The following is a 19956-nucleotide window of genomic DNA, read 5'->3' on the forward strand; positions in this document are numbered from 1 at the left end:
TCGCCCGTTGTTTCAATGCTGCCGCCATTGATCTGGGTGGTACCATTCGCATCGGTCGTCAGACTGTCGAGAGACGCTGAGTTCCCGACCTGATCATCGAAGATCGTAGTTCCGTCAGTGTTGACGTTAAGGTTGTGAGCTCCGTTCAGTGTCGATTTAAACTGGATGGTTCCAGAAGCGGAACTAGATAAAACGGTATCTGCCCCGAGCATGACCGCATCGTTGAATAGCTGTCCCCCGGTCGTGGCGATACTGCCCCCGTTAACGTTGGTTGTTCCGTTAGCATCGGTCGTCAGGCTGGCCAGTTCGTTCGTGTCACCGACCGTATTATTAAAGGTCGTGTCACCGTCGGTCTTGATTTCCAGCGTATAGGTTCCGTTCAACCGCTCGTGGAAGGTGATGGCCCCGCTGCCGGTACTGGTGAGAATCGTATTCGCCCCCAGTTCGACATCGTCATTGAAGATCTGATCGCCGGTGGTTTCGATGCTTCCCCCGTTGATCTGCGTCGTACCGTTCACGTTCGTAGTCAGGCTGACCAGGGCGGCTGAGTTACCCACCTGATCGTCGAAGATGGTCGTCCCGTCAGTATTGATATTGAGCGTATACGCCCCATTCAAAGTCGAAACGAACTGAATCGTACCGCTGGCGGAACTGGAGAGGATGGTATTGTCTCCCAGCACCACAGCATCGTTAAACAGCTGGCCGCCCGATGTGGCGATGCTGCCACCATTGATGTTGGTTGTCCCATCAGCGTCGGTGGTCAGGCTCGTCAGTTCATTCGCATTGCCCACGGTGCCGTTAAAAGTGGTGTCGCCCGCGGTTTTGACTTCCAGAGTGAATGAGCCGTTCAGAGTCTGGTCGAATGTGACTGCGCCGCTGCTGGTGCTGGTCAGTATTGTGTTGTCGCCCAGTTCCACGTCGTCATAGAAGATCTGGTCGCCCGTTGTTTCAATGCTGCCGCCATTGATCTGGGTGGTACCATTCGCATCGGTCGTCAGACTGTCGAGAGACGCTGAATTCCCGACCTGATCATCGAAGATCGTAATTCCGTCTGTGTTGACGTTAAGGTTGTGAGCTCCGTTCAATGTCGATTTAAACTGGATGGTTCCGGAAGCGGAACTAGATAAAACGGTATCTGCCCCGAGCATGACCGCATCGTTGAATAGCTGTCCTCCGGTCGTGGCGATGCTGCCCCCGTTGACGTTGGTCGTTCCGTTAGCATCGGTCGTCAGGCTGGCCAGTTCGTTCGTGTCACCGACGGTATTATTAAAGGTCGTGTCACCGTCGGTCTTGATTTCCAGCGTATAGGTTCCGTTCAACCGCTCGTGGAAGGTGATCGCACCACTGCCGCTACTGGTGAGAATCGTATTCGCCCCCAGTTCGACATCGTCATTAAAGATCTGATCGCCGCTGGTTTCGATGCTGCCACCATTGATCTGTATCGTGCCACCGGCATTTGTTGTCAGGCTGCTCAGAGCCGTATTGCTGCCGATCGCGTCGTTAAAGATCGTGGTTCCGATCGTGTCGAGTTCCAGATCAATGGCACCATCGATCGTTCCATCAAACTGAATGCTGCTGCCGCCAGTACTGGTAAGTGTCGTGTTGGTGACAAAGTTCACCGCATCGTGGTAGAGCTGAGAGCCTGTTGTGGTGACGGTACCACCATTCAAAGTCGTGCTCGTCACGCCCGAAGAACTGATTTCGACAGAAGCGGCATCAATGTCGGCCAGAATATTCACGCTTTCCGCAGTGACGTACAGATCGCCGGAAAACAGATCGATGGTACTCTGGAAGGTCACTGGATCATCGTCGCCTGCGAGAATCGACAGGCTGGCGTCGAACAGACTGTCCAGTGAATTGACCAGGACGGTGTCAACTCCTGTGGGAGTTCCCACACTGTCGGTGCGGATTGTGATCGAACTGGTCGGATCCAGAAACAGTACCGATTCACTGAGCGTGGAATCAATAAACGAATAATTATCGCCGATCACACCATCGTCAGACAGCGAAATGGTTTCGTCTGCATCGGTAAAGTCGAAATCCCGATTCGCCACCAGCAGGTTGTCCAGGATTGGCTCCAGTCCGGTAAAGGTGATCGTAGTCGATCCATCACTCATGCTGCTGTCGGAAATGGTGATGTTTCCATCTTCCCCTTCCGCAGGCACGCTGTCCGGCGTAAAGACATAGGCCACCGAATCCGCTTCCAGCGGCGTACTGTGATTGAGCACGAGTGTGTCGCCATTGACGCCGGTAATCCCCAGTGAGTTACCGTCATTGTTCTGGGAACCACCATTGAAAATGATGCCACCAGAAGGATTGAAGAACAGGTTGTCGGGCTGATTGATGATCAACACATCGTCTCCGCCGAGACCATTGAACGTGATCGAGGTGATGTCAACTACCGACACTGTGGCCAGGACCGTTTCATTTGGGCCTCCAAAGTCCCGCGTCAACACAAAGGACGCCGTGTCTTCGCCAGTCAGCATCAGCACCAGCTGATCGTCTTCTCCAGTTCCATAGACAACAATGTCGCCTGATCCATAGACCCCCGGGTAAACCGTAGGCTGGTTCTGAAAAGCGCCGATGTGAGGCAGGTTCGTATTCGTATCGGCCGCAAATTCCGCAGAGCCATAAGCGGCAGAAGAACCAAAACCGATCGCAAACTGTGTTTCCAGCGAATCTGTACTGACATACGAAGGATCATTGGCATAAGCAAACAGCGGATCGCCAAACGTGTTTGTCGAATCGAGTGTTACATTCGAATCGAGATCATTCCCGTTAAAGGCGTTATAGGTCACATTCGCGTTGAGAGGAGCGAGGACACCAAAGCCTTCAATAGGGGGCAGGGGAGGTTCCGCCTGCAGATACAGTGTGATATTCGTCCCGCTGTCACCCGATACGACAGTGGTCCCTGCAGCATCATCCAGATTCCAGTGCGCGACCAGCCGGGAATCGCCGGTCAGACTGGCAACGCCGGTGTTCATGATTGTGGCCCGATCGGTGGAATCCAGCACATCATTGAACCAGCCGATATCGTCCATCAGCCCGTCAAAGAAGCGTCCGCTGGTACCTGGATCGCGGCCCACATTCATCAGACCATTGATCGTGTCGGTGAAGTGAGTACTGTCGAAGCCGGACAGGTTTTCATCATACGAAGACAGGTACGGAGCTTCCGACCCGTTGATGTAGATGTGCATTTCGCCAGTGTCGGCGTCCCACGTGTATTGGATGTTGGTCCAGTCCCCTTCGACACCATCGGGATTCATGGCGGAAGCGACTCCACCAAAGCCTCCGGACTGGATCGTATAGTCACCGCCATCCTGGGTCCGACCATAAAACTGACCACCGCCGTTGGTCCGATACTGGAATTCGAATCCGCCGTTGTCAGGACCTTCGAAGAACTGGTTCCGTCTGCCGGTATCGTCCATTTTGATCCAGAAGTTCAAAGTCCCTTTTTTGCCGACATCAAAAGAGGCATCCTGGAAAGTGGCGAAGTCGTCGATGCCATCAAATTCCAGCGCGCCGCCAAAGACTCCGACAGTTTCCTGGAATTCAGGACCGAAGGGCACGATCCCATTCGTAGACAAATACATCTGGATGCCGCTCACATTATCCACGGCAATATCCCCGGAGGTCTGATCGAAGTCCCAGTGCGCGACCAGGCGGGAATCACCGGACAGGGCGCTGACACCCGTTGTGCGAACCGTATCCAGGTCCGTTTGTCCCAGAGCCTGATCGAACCAGCCGACATCGTCCATCATACCGTCGAAGTAACGACTGCTGTCCCCCGGATCACGGCCCACATTCATCAGTTCATTAATCGTACTGACAGTGGCCGTCCACTGAGACAGATCGGAGTCATAGGTCCCGCTGAGATAGCCAACTTCGACACCATCTACATAGAGATGCATTTCGGGATTCACACCGCCGTTGTAATCCCAGGTATACTGGATGTTCTGCCAGACACCAGTGGTCCCGTCGGCCCCACCATTTTGAATCACATAGGTATTTCCATTCCCGTCATTGCGGTTGGGGCTGCCGAAGAACTGACCGTTACCATTCGTACGGTACTGGAACTCCATCCCCCCGTTATTGGGACCTTCGAAGAACTGGTTCCGGCGCCCCTGATCGTCCATGTTGACCCAGAAACTGAGCGTTCCGGATTCACCGACGTCAAAATTGGCAGACTGGAATATTCCGAAATCGTCCACACCGTCAAATTCGAGGGCACCCCCAAATACGCCGTCTGCCGGGTGCCATAGCGGATCGGTGGTCGGCTGTGGTCCCTCGTAACTGAAACCGTTGAAGATGTTGTTGGTGATATTCACCGAATTTACCGGCACCGCCAGGGAGGGATCGAAGTAGACTCCGCCCGGCTGGGCATAGATGCCATTTCCATTCGTCGTGGAAGAATCCTGCCAGTCGAATGTATTGTGGTTGATGTCGATCCCGTCGGCCGTCATACCCCGGTTGGTAATGGTGACGGTATAATTCTGATCGCCGGCTTCCTGAAACGCCCCCGCCTCCAGTCCGTTGCCGAAGTAGTTGAAGGAAATCTCACCACTGAAGGCATAGTTGTTCGGATCACCATAGGTGCCTTGAGGTCCGATCGCAATCGGTCCCCAGCGAAAATGCGTTTCCCGGAATTCGTTTCGTGTAATCAGGAAGTTCTCACCACTGCCGTAATCCCCGTCGCGGATCGCGGCGCGGCCATAGTTCCCCTCAAAGATGGAATCAGAAACTTCGAGGTTGTTCGCCCCTTCAAAAACGACGGCACTGCGATAGTTGTCTCCGAAGAGCAGGTTGTTTAACGTGGTGTTGTCTGCCGTTGTGTAAACCACATAGCCCTGATAGTCGGTTGCGGAAGTGTGAGTTTCCCAGCCGAGCTGAGCTCCGGAAATCGAGACATCATTGGCTGTGATATTGACAGCGATATCGTAGTTATTTGTCGGAGCACCCGCTTTGCGGATTTCCACGACGTCTTTTCCGGCTCCGATCAGGGAGACCGATTCATCAATATCCAATGTGCCCGTTGTATGATAGACGCCGGCAGCAATGTTGATCACGCCACCCGTGCCTGCGATATCGACCGCATCCTGGATGTCAGCCCCACCGGCCGAGCCCAGCACATTGACTGTTGCGGCATCGCCGGAAACCGTCGTGGCTACCAGATCGCCGTCCAGATCCACGCTGTCGGCATTGAAGGCGATACTGGCTGCGGTCAGAGAAACAGAATTGGCGACATTGATTGACTCTACATTCAGTTCTACACTTTTTCCGGAAGCGAATGTCAGGCTGCCATTCGCATTCAACGTATCTGTTGCGCCTTCTCCATTGATCGTCAGGGAAGCCGTAAAGTTCGCGGCCAGGGAATTGAGCTCAATCTGGTCTGCCCCGTCACCGGTATTAATGGTCAACAGACCGGTGGGGTTTGTGAATGTCAGCGTTTCGCCGGCAGTCGAAGTAATCTGTGTCTGGCCACTGCCTGCGTCGCTGATCGTAATGATTTCGGCAACGCTGCTGTAATTCAGGGTCACGTTGGTAGTATTGATCGTCGAAGTGATCGGCTCCAGGCCGCTGTAGGTGATGAAGTCGGTCCCGGAACCATCAATGCGGATCGAACCGGAACTGCTGTCAGTAAAGAAATATTCCACCGACGTCGTCGTGCCCAGCAGATTCAAAACATCGCCCGGGCTGGTCGAATCCTGGCCTTCCCCATCATAATCAACGGTGATGCCCTCTGTTGCCAGGGCAGCATCGACGGTCAGGCTGTCATCACCGTCTCCTCCCTTAACCGTAATCGTAGTGGTGTCAGACAGGGAACTGGTGCCAATCAGAATCCCGCCCAGACGGTATTCAATATCGCCCCCATTGACGAGGATTTCGATGTCGTCAGCGTTGGCAGTACCATCCAGTTCGACATCCACTGTCCCGGAGATCGCGAAGTTCTCGATCTCACTGTATGCGACAGTGGGGAAGCTTCCCGTGACCGAACCGGAACCTTCACCGTTGTTCGAGACAACAGCGGTCCCGGCTGTGGAAGTGTCTATATTGAGCTGATCGCCCAGCGGATTGCTGATCGGATCGCCGCCTGTAATATTGAATGCTTCCGAATCCGGGGTGACGTTGAAGATGTCGGTATCACTGCCGCCGGTCAGATTCACAAAACTGCTGAAAGTCAGCGAGTTCGTACTGACATAGGTATTGGTCCCATTCAGCGTCCACGTGGCGGCACTGTCGATGCCGGTCAGTGAATTGGTACCGCTGCCCCCGGTCAACTGGTCGATGTTCGCAAAACTGACTGATTTCGCTGATTCGGTTCCATCAAAGCCATCGATACTGCCCAGGCCGCTGAGTGCCACATTCAGGTCGGCACTGTAGTTGACGAGATTCAGATGATCGCTGCCTCCCTGGCCGTCAATCAAACCGTTGAGTGTGGAACTGTTATTGTTGAAACTGAAGACATCATTTCCCAGACCTCCCTGCAGATCCAGTGAATGAGAACCATTGATGTTGAACTGGTCGACATCGCTTCCCCCCTGGAGCGTTTCAAAACTGGAGAAAGAGAGCGAAGTCCCACTGCCATAGATGCTGGCCGGTTGAATCGACCAGGTGGCAGTCGCGTTCTGCCCGGTCAGCTTGTCCGCCGTTCCCGAACCGGCGGCAACATTATTGATGTTGTCAAAACCACCACTGACCGTCGCTTCGGTCCCCTGGAACCCGTCATAGGATCCATTGGCTGTGAGCACCACGTCAATAGACGTTGTCAAAGCAGAATAATCGATCTGGTCCGCTCCTGCCTGGCCATCGATCGTACCGGTCAGCGAGGCGCTGTCCGCAAAGGAGAAGACATCATTTCCAGAATTGCCAGCCAGATTCAGCGACTGGCTGCCAGTGATGTTGAAGCTGTCTACATCGGTTCCCCCGGTCAGATTTTCAAATCCGCTGAAACTCAATGTATTCGTTGAACTGTATTGATTGGCTCCATCGAGCGTCCAGATCGCTCCTGCATTGATCCCGGTCAGCGTATCGCTGTTGCCGCTTCCCTGGATTGAATCAATATTGTCAAAGGCTGCCAGCGTGGAAGATTCCGAACCGGCAAAGCCATCTGTCGTACCCGTTGATGACAGTCCAAGGGCCAGACTGAATGTGGATGCCGAATAATCCAGACTATCGCTGCCACCCAGACCGTCGATACTGCCGGTGATCTGACCGTTGCCGCTGAACTGGAAAGTATCGATTCCCGTCGAGCCGGTCAGATGACTGAACCCGTCGAAGTCGATGCCGGAGACCGATCCCTGATTCACACCATCAATCAGATACGTAGTACCTGCAGTGAGGCCACTGATGGAATCCAGTGTGCCGTCGCCACTGAGTTTCTCGATTCCGCCAAACAGATTGAGGTTCGTGGCACTGCTGTTCTGCAGATCGACATTGACCGCGCTGGTAACAGCCGAGAAGTCAATACTGTCCGATCCGTTGCCCCCCGACAGGGTGCCGGTGATCTGACCGCCATCCTGGAAGACGAAGTTGTCTGCTCCTGCGTTTCCGGTCAGATTCTCAACGTTACTGAAGCTGACGGCCCCGGAGAGCAGGCTTCCGGAATTGGTGCCGTCGATCAGCCAGTCGGTCGTCTGATTTGCACTGACCAGCGTATTCGATCCGCCGGCTCCATCAAAGCTGATGCCACTCGGCGGCAGAATCGTATCGACGCTCATGTCCAGCCGGACGGTGTTGTCGGATCCATTTCCGGTAATGATGATACTGGAAACCTTGTCAAATTCGTGCGAGGTCACGATCTCATTCGAAGTACCCGTTTCCAGAATGCGAATCTGGCTGCCGTCCCGAATAATCGTGATGTCATTGCTGGACCAGTCACCGGCGGCCACCACCATGGTTTCCACCAGGTCGTTCAGATTGATCGTCACGGTCGCCGTTGCGGTCGAACCGGCATTGTCATCAACAATCACATCCAGTGTGTAAGTGGGGTTGGTTTCATAATTGAGCAGACTCTGATCCGCGACCACAATCTGGCCGGCAGATGTAATATCGAAGGCAGCAGCCCCCGTGCCCCCCGCTTCGGAGAAGGTCAGAGTATCGCCCGGCAGATCGGCATCACTGGCGACAAGCACCGCGCCGACGAGCGTCCCATTGGCGGAATTTTCATCGACATCCCGTATCTGGTTGGCGATGACCGGAATATTATCGTTCAACGGATTCAAATTGATCGTGATGGTTGCCGTGTCCGTTGCGTTCACACCATCGGATACCATGATGTCCAATGTAAAGGAAGTCGTGGTCTCGTAATCGAGCAGGCTCTGGTCTGCTACCGTGATTTGACCGCTGGAAGAAATGTCAAATGCAGCCGCCCCGCTGCCTCCCACTTCAGTAAAGGTTAGTGAATCATTCGGCAGGTCGTCGTCTGTAGCGACAATCACAGTCCCCACAGGAGTGCCATTCGGTGAGTTCTCGTCGATACTTCTGATCTGATTGAGCACGACCGGTGCATTGTCATTCACCGGATTGAGATTAATCGTAATGGTGGCCGTGTCCGTCGCTCCCACTGCATCAGTGACCAGGATATCCAGGTCGAACGAGGTTGTGGTTTCGTAGTCGAGCAGACTCTGATCAGAAACGGTGATTTGACCACTGGAAGAGATGTCAAATGCAGCCGCTCCGGTTCCTCCGGTTTTGGTAAACGTCAGGCTGTCATTGGGAAGGTCGGCATCACTGGCAGGGATCGCCGTTCCGACATTAGTGCCATTGGTCGTATTTTCATCGACACTCAATATCTGATTGTTCACGACGGGAGTATTATCGTTGACCGGATTGAGATTGATAGTAATCGTTGCCGTGTCGGTCGCCCCGGCGTCATCGGTAACCAGAATCTCCAGCTCAAACGAAGTTGTTGTTTCATAATCCAGCTGAGTGAAATCAGCCACTGTGATCTCGCCGTCAGTACTGACGTTAAAGGCGGTCTGCCCCGATCCCCCCGTGAGGCTGAACGTCAGATCGCCCGGGGGAACATTCGGATCTGCCGCGGCGATCGTACCCACGGAAGTGGTGTTTGCCGGATTTTCATCGACAGAAAAAATTTGATTTGCCGCAGAAGGGGGAGTATTGACCACCAGGACAACATCGTTACCATCGCCACCCACGTAGGAAATGTAGACCTGATTTCCATTGAAATTGAACAAGGTTCCTTCCGATCGACCGACGAATTCTCCTGTCACACTGTCAGTATCGTCGTTATCGATCAGCAGGAACTGATCACCGGCGGAAGCGGTAAAACTACTGCTGATATTCAACTTGGCACCTGTCAGATCGACTCCGCCTGTGACCTGGATCTGATCGTATTGTGTGCCTGCAGCGGTGCCATTGATTTCAATATTCAAATTGCCATCGGCGTCGAGTGTCAGATCGCCTGTGCTGAGAAAACCGGGACTGGAACCTGGCGCCAGTGCGGCGTCTGCATTGATGGTGACAGGGGCATTGACGCTGCCTGAACCACCCAGGGTGGCCCCGGTCGCGACGATGACTTTCGAAGTGGCCAGCGTCCCGTCCACTTTCAAAACACCATTTTGCACGTTGGTGGCACCAGTGAAGGAACTGTTACCGGAAAGAATGACTTCACCCGCACCGCCGATGGTCAGGCTGCCGTTTCCAGAGATCCCGCCGCCAAACGTTGCTGTTGTGGAAACAGCCTGATTGAGAGTCAGTGAACCTGAAGGTCCTCCGAGCAGCACGCTCCCCGTCCCGGTCAGGGAAGTCAGTGAAACAGAGAATCCGTCCAGATCCAGTACGCTGGTCACAGAGGTCAGGTCGACACTCGATGTATTGGGAATCGCATTCGATTGTGCCAGTTGCAGTGTGCCGTCGTTGATGGTGGTCGAGCCGGTGTATCCGTTTAACGCGTCCAGGATCACGGTCCCGGAGCCATTTTTGATGAGGTTTGTTCCGTTTAATTGTGCTTTGACACTGCCAGACTGCAGATTCAGATCGGACTGCGCTGTCAGAATGCCGCCTGAGGCAATCACGGTCCCGTCTTCCAGTGTGAACTGATCGACGGTTTCGTTGAAGGTACCGAGATCGAGTATGGCGCCCCCGGCCAGAGTCAGTGAGACACTGTCATCGAGCAGATCGCTGCCTGCCAGCTGGTACGTGTCACTCGCCTGACCGGAGAGAATCAGATCGGTCGGAGCGAAGGTAGCATCATAGGAATTGAGGTCGACGATCGAGTTGCCGCCGGCAGTGGTGATTTTGAGCGAATCAGCAGGGGAGGCGAAGGTGGTCAGCTCGAAACTGCTGCTCAGGCTGCGAATCTGCATCTCGCCCGGCAGAGGCGCATTTTCCAGTACGGCATCGTTCGTCGCTGTGGGGAGCTCGATCTCGACATTGTTGGCCGTATTATTGCCGCCGAATACTGGTTCCAGACCGGAATAATTGATTTCGGTAATCGCATTCCCACTGAAATCAACTGAGCCGCTTCCGGGACCTGTAAAATGGTGGGTGATTGTATCAAACGTGCCCCCGAAGAATTCCAGGGTATCGTTGCCTCCCAGTCCACCATCGAAGGAGATCGAAAGTTGAGTGAGTTGTGAGTCACCGTAATTGAGCGATAACAGATCCGTCTCTCCATCCGCCCCTTGTATCTGGATCGAATTCAGGCCAGCCAGCGAGGTGGAATAGAGCAGGGTATTTGAATGATTCTGATCGATGATTTCGACATCAGAACCATTAATCTGGACGGCAAAAGAGTCATCGGCACCAAGCTGATTCTGGAGTATGACATTCAACTGGTCACCCACGCGATCATACTGTCCCAAATAGGTCACAGTGGAGGACGCGCTGAATTCGGGAGCGGAATTTGTCCCGACATCAATTTGAATGCCGATATTCACATCGCCGGTGAAACCGGTCAGGTTCAGGGAATCGGGGACGATCAGATCGTTCTGGCCCAGGAAATTAACCGTCTGAGATGGATCTACACCGGTCACCAGGATCGAATTGATCTGGCTCGCATTAAACTGCATGATGCTGTCGGGAAGATTTAAACCATCGTCGACCTGAATGGTAGCGCCCCCATCGACGACAGAAACCGTTGCCTCATCATTGGCAGCATCCAGGCTGATTTCGAGGACTTCGTTGAGACTGCCGGAGACACCGGCGTCCACATTTAAAACGATACGCTCTTCCAGACGCACCAGTTCCAGTCCAGCATGACTGTCAGCGCGGAGCGAATTGAACTCGAGGTTGGGGGCAGGGGGAGTCTTGCCGAGGCATCGGTTCAGCCATTCTAAAAATCGCACGTTGAGATGCTCCTTCGAGTTCCTTGTAATGCACAGAGATCTGATGGCACGAGTTCGCGAATACCATTCAAGAGGCAATACAGAAGAGGGGAACACAAACAGGGAGCGTTTTACGCACACCGACCCTGCATTTCTGCTGAAACCGCCTTACCCCTGGCCGACATGTGCACCTGCGAACAGGTCAACGATTTTGCAGAAAAACTCCCCATATTATCTTTACTCACCAAATGGTATGTCAACGATTTTTAACGGAGCAGACACATCTGTCAAAAATGGAAATCTATAGTCTTTATAAGTATTACAGCCGTTTTAATCAGTTAGTTCTGGTTCAGTTCCAGGTTATGATTGTTTTCGTTTCCTCAACCGGTCTAATCACCCTACGTTGGTGAATTGACAAAATACGAACGAAGTTCATTTCCAATCTGAAGTTTCGCAGAGAAACAACGAAATCCTGCAGCTACCGGCTTCAGGATGTGCCCTTTTGTGCATTTCTGCTATCTCCCTAAACTTCGCACAATTGAATGAATAGGGGGTTTGTGTTGACCTTGCTGCTCAGTCTGACACTGATGTCCCCGGTTCATTCCAGTAGCCGATAATTGATAATGAGTACTCTCGATTCGACGAATCCGAAACTGATATTCACAGCTTAAACACTGTAATACCAGATACTTAATCCACTGGAGCGCCTGTTTTGATTAGGTTGCAAGTTAATCCGCCTCGATTCCTGCTTTGCCTCTGCTGCCTGTTTGTCAGCGGTTGTGCAACGAATCAGGCCGCGCTCTTCTCAGTGGCTCCAGAATACGACACAGTCAAAATGTCTGCGTTGGCCCAGGCCGCTGCCTCACGCAGACAGTCCACACCCGATAAGACGCATGACGACGTAAAATCTGACCAGATCACGATTACCGGCTTCAATAAATATCAAAATCACCAAAAATCAAAGCCGGAATCTGTTCCTGAACCGGTAACGTTGCCTCCCCTGCCTGAGCCACGGAAAATCTCACTGGAGTTCGATGAAAAGACCGATTTTCAGCCCATCGAGCTGACCGGTGTTCGTTTTCCTGAGCCGGTTTCAGAGGCGCCTGTGGAAGCAAAGAAGCCAGTCATCGAAAGTGAGAGCGAACCAGAATTTTATTTCGTTCAGGAACCCGCAGCCGTTCCACCTGCTCCTGAAACTCCCCTGCCAATGCCGGAAACTGCGAAACCAGACCAGAAAAAATCACCCCGGCTGGTTGAACTGGGACTGAAGCCATTAACATCGTTGACTCTGAATACAAAGCCTCCTACAGGAGACCTGCCCACGAATACCGCGGCAGAGCATCTGGGAGAAATCCCCGCGGAAAAGGTCACTATGGGAACCACCCGTGACTGGCAGCTGGTGACGAAAGACTGGGTCGCCGCAGCGGTCCCACATAATCCGCTCTACTTTGAAGAGCCTTACCTCGAGCGTTATGGCTACAACTACGGTGCTGCCATTCAACCCTTCATTTCCGCAGGACGCTTTTTCGGTCGAATCCCGGCACTGCCTTATATGATTGGTGCCTATCCGCTGTATGAGTGCCAGTACACGCTGGGCTATGAACGCCCGGGCAACTGCCCGCCGTATCAGGTTGAACGTCTACCCGTGAGCGGCCGCGGAGCACTCTTTGAAAGTCTGACCGTCACTGGTCTGGTCTTTCTGATCCCCTGATATTCGATCAGATCAATTGCATTTCCTGATCAACGAACTGCGCTAAACGTGTTGGATTCACGGTTACACCCAGCCCAGGGCCTTGCAGAGCAGGCGCCACGCCTCCCCATTGAAACGAGATCTTTTCGTTGATGATGTTCTGTTTGAGCAGAAAGCGATCGAAACTCCCTTCCAGAAAGTCCAACTCCTGAATGCTGCACGCAAAATGACGTCCCGCCGCAGACAGAATTCCCGTTTCTCCCACCTGGCAACCCAGCTGACAGCGGATCCCCGCCTGGTGGGCCATTCGAGCAATTTGAAACGTGGGAATCAGGCCTCCCAGCTTGGAAATCCGCAGATTGAAGGCATCGCAATAGCCTTCTGAGATCGCACGTTCCGCATCCTCCTGACTGCATAACGATTCATCCAGCATGACCAGTGCACTGAGCTGCCCGCGGATATGTTTGAGTTCATCGATCGATGTATGGGCCACAGGCTGCTCGATCGACTGGATCTGCAACGGTTGAAAATCGGCATCCCGCGTTTCCAGTTCGGTACGGTTCCAGGCTTCGTTGGCATCGATCCGCAGTCCCATTCGCGAGCCTGTCAGTTTGCGAACTTTGCGGAGCAGGGCTCGATCATCAATGCCCGGCATGCCGACTTTGACTTTACACTGCCGAAAGCCGGTCAGACGGTATAGCAGTGATAAGACTGTCTGCTTGAGCGGCTTCATGGACGTCAGCACGGCACTGTAGCGGACGGAGGGGAGCGACTGAATCAGAGACCGATCTTCATCCAGGTACGGAAAGATGGCGGACAGGGACTCCCCCTGAGCACGGGTGGCGGCATCCAGCAGACTCAGTTCCAGGGCACACCGGGCGGCGTTACCAAAACAGCATCGCGCCTGATATTCAGCAGGCACGTCCGTAGCTTCTGATAATGTGATGTGCTGGCAGAGGGGCACTACTTCCTGGGTTAAATTCCAGCGCCAGTCCGTCATTTCCCGGAAATCGGTCGCCTGGTACTGTGCCAGAACGGAATCGGGGGTTTCTCCTGTCACATAAGCCCGCGGGACCGCTTCTCCCCAGCCAATGGTACCGTCATCCAGCTCACAGCAGACCAGAATCGACTCAGATTCAGACCGGCTGAACGACGCATGGGTGATCTTTCGTTTCAGCGGGACACGTATCCGATAAGCCTTCAGAGCGGCGATTTTCATGAGAAACTGGTTAAACCTTCAATAACTCTTTGCTGGATTGCGGGATACGTGCTTTTTGGGGGTGACAGGGTTTCTGAAAACTGCTATGAACCCGCTATTCTGAACGGATTTAGAATTTTTCGCAACAACATGGAGGTGATTGTGGGTGTCCCCCTTTCGCAGATGTGGACTGTAGCTAAATATGTCGTGACTCAACGGATCAAAGGAGTCAAACGTTATCCCCTGGTGCTGATGCTGGAACCGCTGTTCCGCTGTAATCTGGCCTGTGCCGGCTGCGGGAAAATTCAGTTTCCCACCAATATCCTCAAACAAAACCTCAGCCCCGAGAAGTGTTTTCAGGCAGTGGATGAGTGTGGTGCTCCTATCGTTTCCATTCCCGGGGGCGAACCGCTGTTGCATCCTCAGATGCCGGAAATCGTCGCCGGCCTGGTCGCCCGTAAAAAGTTCGTTTACCTTTGCACGAACGCGATCTTACTCGAAAAACACCTCGAGAACTATCCTCCCTCCAAGTATCTCACCTTTTCCATTCACCTGGATGGCATTCGTGAAGACCATGATGCCTCGGTTTGCCGGGAAGGCATCTACGATAAAGCGATCAGTGCCATCAAAGCGGCCGTCAAAGCAGGGCACCGCGTCACGACTAATTCCACCCTCTTTAACAATGCAGACCCGGACCGCGTACGTCAGTTGTTCGATGAACTGGCCGAGCTGGGCATCGAAAGTATGATGCTCTCTCCCGGCTATCAGTACGAAAAAGCCCCCGATCAGGAACACTTCCTCAAACGCAACCAGACGATCTCAATGTTTCGTCGTATCCTGGCAGCTCCCAAAAAAGCCTGGGCCTTCAACCATTCCCCGCTGTTTCTGGAGTTTCTCAAAGGGAACTGGGAACTGGAGTGCACGCCCTGGGGCAACCCGACCTACAACATTTTTGGCTGGCAGAAACCCTGCTACCTGCTCGAAGAGGGCTATGCCGAAACCTTCGAGGAACTGATGTCTTCCACCAGTTGGGAACAGTACGGCCGCAAAAGTGGCAACGAAAAGTGTCGCGACTGCATGGTCCATTGTGGACATGAACCAACGGCAGTCGACCAGACATTCTCTTCCTGGAAAGGGTTCCTGAAAGTGGTCTCGCTGACCCTGTTCGGATCCAAAGAGACCAATCAGCCGCTGGCCACTCCGGAACCGATCCCGGCGCCTCATTATACAGTCAGCGATCGGGACCTGTATCAGCTGGAACTTCCCTCTGAAGCTGAGTCCTGCGAAGAAGAAGCCGAAGCGCTCATAGAACGCTAAGCAGTTCTCAGAATTACAGACAGATCCATCAATCTAAGGTGCCCTCTCAAACAGACTTGAGAGGGCACCTTTTTTTATTCTGAAACAGCTTCATAAAAATCAAAGATTTTCTTTGACGAACTCTGCAATCTTTATTACTATAAAACCAAATCTAAATAACCAAATGTTGGTTTGCAGACTGTATTTCACTTACAGGAGCGATTTATGGCCCGACCAAAAGCCAAAGAGTTGACGACGCGTGAGCTGGAAATCATGCATGTTTTCTGGGACCAGGAGACAGCTGAGTCGCCTGTCGAACTGACGGTCACACAAGTCCGTGATGCCCTGGAGGCAGCGGGTCGTGATCTGGCTTACACCACCGTCGCGACACTGGTGCGGATCCTTGTCGAAAAAGAGTTTCTGGAGCAGACCAACGAGGTCCGTCCGTTTCTTTTTCGAAGTGCCCGTTCGTTTGAAGATGTTTCCGGCAGCATGCTGGGGGACATGATTCAAAAAGTATTTGGAGGCTCGCGAGAAAAACTGCTGCTGCGACTGCTCGATGAGCGGCAGTTAAGTCCTCAGGAACTCAAAGCCATCCAGGATATTCTGAAGGAGACGCCCTGATGCATCAACTTGGAATCAGTCTGCTCTGGCTGGGATTGCAGGTTACGATTGTGACACTGGTAGCCCTTGTAATTTATCTGGGCACGAAACGATTTGGTCCCCGTACACGCTCGTTTCTGCTCTCCTGTGCGGTCGGGATGACCTTGCTGTTAGCGCTGCTCACTTTCAGTCCCTGGCCCCGCTGGCAGACCACCTGGAAGCAAGCAGCACCCGCTATCAAAACCACTTCAGACAACCAGAGTGCAACCGCACCGGCAGCACCCGCGAATGCCTCGGAATTACCAACTTTGAAACGGCTTCCGCAGGAATCGGAATGGGGAACCGTCTGGGAAGGGTTTCTGAAAGGTTTACAACAGGAACCGGTTGTTGATCAGCCATCAAACATTCCTACGCCGGCGGGCATCGTGGGCTGGTTGCTGGTGGGCGGCTTTCTGCTCGCCGCACTTCGACTGCTGTTTGGATACTTTTCACTGAAACGACTGGTAAGTCAGGCGACTTCACTGCAGGGAACCGCTGCAGAGGAAGCACTGGATGTCCTGGCTGCCGAACAGCAAATCTCCCATCCACTGCAATTAAGAGAGCATGCTTCACTGACCACAGCGGCGGTGATCGGCTGGTGGCGACCGGTGATTCTCTTGCCTACTGCCTGGCGGGAATGGAACCCGGAGCAGTTGCGGGCCGTACTCGCCCATGAACTGGCTCACATCCAGCAGCGAGACTATCTGGCTATCCTGGGGGCAGAACTCAGCCGGTCGCTCTATTTCTATCATCCGCTGGTTCACTGGCTCGTTGCGCGACTCCGCCTGGAACAGGAACTGGCGGCAGACGCGTCCGCAGCCGTTACCAGTGGCGGCGCAGATCCCTATCTGGTCGTCCTGGCGGAGATGGCCGTTTCCCAGTCAAATCATCGGCTCACAGGACCGGCGCGGGCCTTTCTCCCCACGCACTCCACCTTTTTAAGGAGAATCGAAATGCTGAAGCAGAAGCGTTCCTCGAAAAAAATGATCTCGCGTTCCCAGCGTGTGCTGGTAGTCTGTTCCATGCTGATAATCGGTCTCCTGGCGGCTGGATTTCGCGGAAATCAGATCGGTCTGGCACAGGAAGCAGCGGAACCGCCCGCGGCAAAATCAGTGACCTCAAAACCGGCAGGAAAAAGCTTCAACCTCGACTATGTTCCCAATAATGCCCTGGGAGTGCTCGCCCTGCGGCCGTCCACATTGCTGCAGCAGGATTCGATGAATTATGTCCGATTTTCAATCCAGCAGGCACAGAAAAAGTACCCCCGACTTTACCCGCTGGGTTTACCTTTGCAGCAGATCGACAGTTTGACACTGATCTTTCTTGCAATTGATCTGGACCGTCACGGGGCAAGGTCCCCCCAATATGGCGCTGTGATTCAAACAACAGAAGACATTGACCGGGAAAGTGTCATCAAGGCATTCAGCAGTGGTGGAAAAATTACTGTGGTATCCGATGAATTTGAATACTTCGAATCGAGAACTTTTTCCAGGTCCTGCCTGTCAATTGTGAACGATCGCCAGTTGATCTTTGCGCAATCACTAACGGTACTGAAACAGCTGCTGCATGCCCACAAGTCACAGAAACCGAGTCGGTGGTCAAAACAATGGCAACCAGTCGAACACGAAATGATCGCCACCCTCTTGAATCTGCGACAGGTCAGGGAGTTAGTCTGGAAGAACCATTTGAATATCGGCTTTGACCACAATCTCTGGAAGCCATCCCTTGCACCGGTCTGGGATAATACGGATGTGATTACGTTAGGGATCAATCTCGATCGCAAGATTTCGCTCCGATCGACTCTGTATCAGGAGCTGCATGGAGATCAGGTTAGAAAAACTTTAGATGCAGCCCATGTGCTGGGGGCAAATATGCTGGAGCAGTGGCAGGAACAGTATCTCCTCGAAAGGCAACAGGAGCAGATTAAAAAGTTGCCCCTGATACAGCTCGCGGAAAAACTCCTTCAGTCGATTCAGTTCGAGCAGGAAGGGGAGACAGTCAGTCTGACTGCCTCTATGTCTGATCTGGCTGTCTTGGCCGATGCCCTGGTAACTTTTGTGCCCGCCCTGTTGGAAGCACGTCAGGTAGCCTTGCGTTTAGATTCATTCAGTAATATCAGACATCTGGTTCTGGCCATGCATCTCTATCATGATAAACATGGCCATTTTCCGCCGGCAGTCGTGATGGGACCGGATGGGAAAACACCTCACAGCTGGCGGGTCGCATTGCTGCCGTACCTGGATCATGAGAAACTTTACAAGGAGTATCGCCTCAACGAACCCTGGGACAGTGAGCACAACAAAAAAGTTCTGGCAAAAATGCCCGCGGTCTTTAAGCATCCCAATGACAGCCGACCCGGCTATCTGACCTCTTACCTGGGAGTCGTAGGCCCCAATACCGTGTTCGGCAAATCTACGCGTCCCGCCGGTAGGGCAGGTATAGAGATGAGCACAGAGGCGTTTGTCCCTGGCGGCCCAGGAGGAGGCAGTGGTGTCGAGTCAAAGTCAGTTCCGGTCGCCGGTGTCAGCATGCGGCAGATCACCGACGGTACCTCCAATACGATCGCCATCGTGGAAGCGAGACGGGACATCCCCTGGACCAAACCGGAAGACATTCCTTTTGACGGGAAAACACTTCCGAAACTGGGTGGATTTTCGCCAGGAGGTTTTAGTGTCGGACTCTGTGACGGGGCGGCACGTTACCTTCCCGACACCATCAAACCGGAAACACTCAAATACCTGCTGCTGATCAATGACAGTCATCCAATCGACTGGCCATAGACAGTGTGACCGTGCCTTTCAGGAGACTAAGGTGTATTGGATGTAGCTGAAATATAAATCACCCCTGGTTCTGTAAAATGAACCAGGGGTGATTTCGTATGAGACACAAGGAGTCGTATCGTTTTAAGTACTTCTTACGCAATCTACTCAGGAAAAGATTAGTTGAAGAAGTAGTTGAACTGAATCGTGAGTCCCCAGTCAAAGAAACGATCGGAATCATAAGGTCCCAGGTTCCCCGGCGGAGGAGGAATCACAGATTGTGGACCATTTCGCACCGGTGCCACAAAGGCTGCAGTGACGGTAGAACGATCATTGATCAGAGCAGTCACACCAGCGGTCAGGTTCAGAATATCGTGGTTCCCATCCAGGTTGTAAAGCAACGGAGGATTGAAGCCCGACGGCTGGTAACCACCATCAAAGGTAGCAGCATAGTGCACTTCAAAGCTGGCCATCAGGCCGGTTACTCCACGGCTGCCGTGGTTACGCATCATCCAGTAACCTAACTGGGTGTCGACGCCGAAGATCGCTGGCTCGCGGAAGTCAGCAGTCGGACCTCCAGGTCCCATCCCCTGAGACTGATAGGCAGAATTACCAGTCGTAATCAGACGGTAAGAAATGAAGTTCTGAATGAACAGATCTTCTGAGAAACTATAGATGGAAGCCAGGTAAGGCGTAATCGCCCAGGCATCGTTTTTCCAGGTCCGGTTCGGCTGGGTATTGTGGATATCATCGCCAGTTGGTGCTTCAAATCGCACACCACCGGATACGGTCAGGCACTCCCGATCGATAATAATTCCCTTGGCACCGAAGGCAATATCTTCCAGTTGTGAATCGGATCCCGGATAGCTGTTAGCCTGTTGACGAAATTCGCGATCCATTGAGTAAGAGAATGGAACCAGGAAGTCGACAGACATCCGTCCGCAGAACAGAGTCTTTTCCAGACCGAAGGTATAGAGAGACAGGTCGCTGCCGCCGCTTCGGCCATTGAAGCGTTTGTAGGTATCCATGTCCTTCATATACTGGTAATTGAAGAACACACGATCCTGCGGAATCGCACTGTTG

At 53.1% G+C, this 19956-nt stretch carries 7 protein-coding genes; 4 read left to right on the forward strand and 3 right to left on the reverse strand.

Going from position 1 to position 19956, the window contains the following annotated elements:
- The coding region (locus Enr10x_RS29885; protein ID WP_197997539.1) for a cadherin domain-containing protein at positions 1-11309 on the reverse strand (11309 nt) is incomplete at its 3' end.
- Positions 11310-12123: 814 nt separating this feature from the next.
- Here Enr10x_RS29885 and Enr10x_RS08635 point away from each other — a divergent pair.
- Positions 12124-12999 (forward strand): hypothetical protein, encoded by an 876-nt coding sequence (locus Enr10x_RS08635; protein ID WP_145109204.1) that lies wholly within the window; start codon positions 12124-12126, stop codon positions 12997-12999.
- A gap of 7 nt (positions 13000-13006) precedes the next feature.
- Here the strand turns inward: Enr10x_RS08635 and Enr10x_RS08640 are convergent, their stop codons facing one another.
- Positions 13007-14197, reverse strand: coding sequence for an enolase C-terminal domain-like protein (locus Enr10x_RS08640; RefSeq protein WP_145109201.1), 1191 nt, complete (start codon positions 14195-14197; stop codon positions 13007-13009).
- A gap of 141 nt (positions 14198-14338) precedes the next feature.
- Here Enr10x_RS08640 and hpnH point away from each other — a divergent pair, with 141 nt between their 5' ends.
- From hpnH to Enr10x_RS08655, 3 genes are all read left to right on the forward strand, one after another.
- A complete protein-coding gene (gene hpnH, locus Enr10x_RS08645; RefSeq protein WP_232093269.1) occupies positions 14339-15493 on the forward strand; it encodes an adenosyl-hopene transferase HpnH in 1155 nt (384 codons plus the stop codon).
- A gap of 204 nt (positions 15494-15697) precedes the next feature.
- On the forward strand, positions 15698-16096 hold the full coding sequence (locus Enr10x_RS08650) for a BlaI/MecI/CopY family transcriptional regulator (RefSeq protein WP_145109195.1): 399 nt from the start codon (positions 15698-15700) through the stop codon (positions 16094-16096).
- Positions 16096-18894, forward strand: coding sequence for a DUF1559 family PulG-like putative transporter (locus Enr10x_RS08655; RefSeq protein WP_145109192.1), 2799 nt, complete (start codon positions 16096-16098; stop codon positions 18892-18894). Before Enr10x_RS08650 ends, Enr10x_RS08655 begins: the two co-directional genes overlap by 1 nt.
- A gap of 158 nt (positions 18895-19052) precedes the next feature.
- Here Enr10x_RS08655 and Enr10x_RS08660 read toward each other — a convergent pair.
- A partial coding sequence (locus tag Enr10x_RS08660; protein WP_197997540.1) for a hypothetical protein occupies positions 19053-19956 on the reverse strand: 904 nt, incomplete at its 5' end.

Source organism: Gimesia panareensis, from assembly GCF_007748155.1.
Lineage (GTDB): Bacteria > Planctomycetota > Planctomycetia > Planctomycetales > Planctomycetaceae > Gimesia > Gimesia panareensis.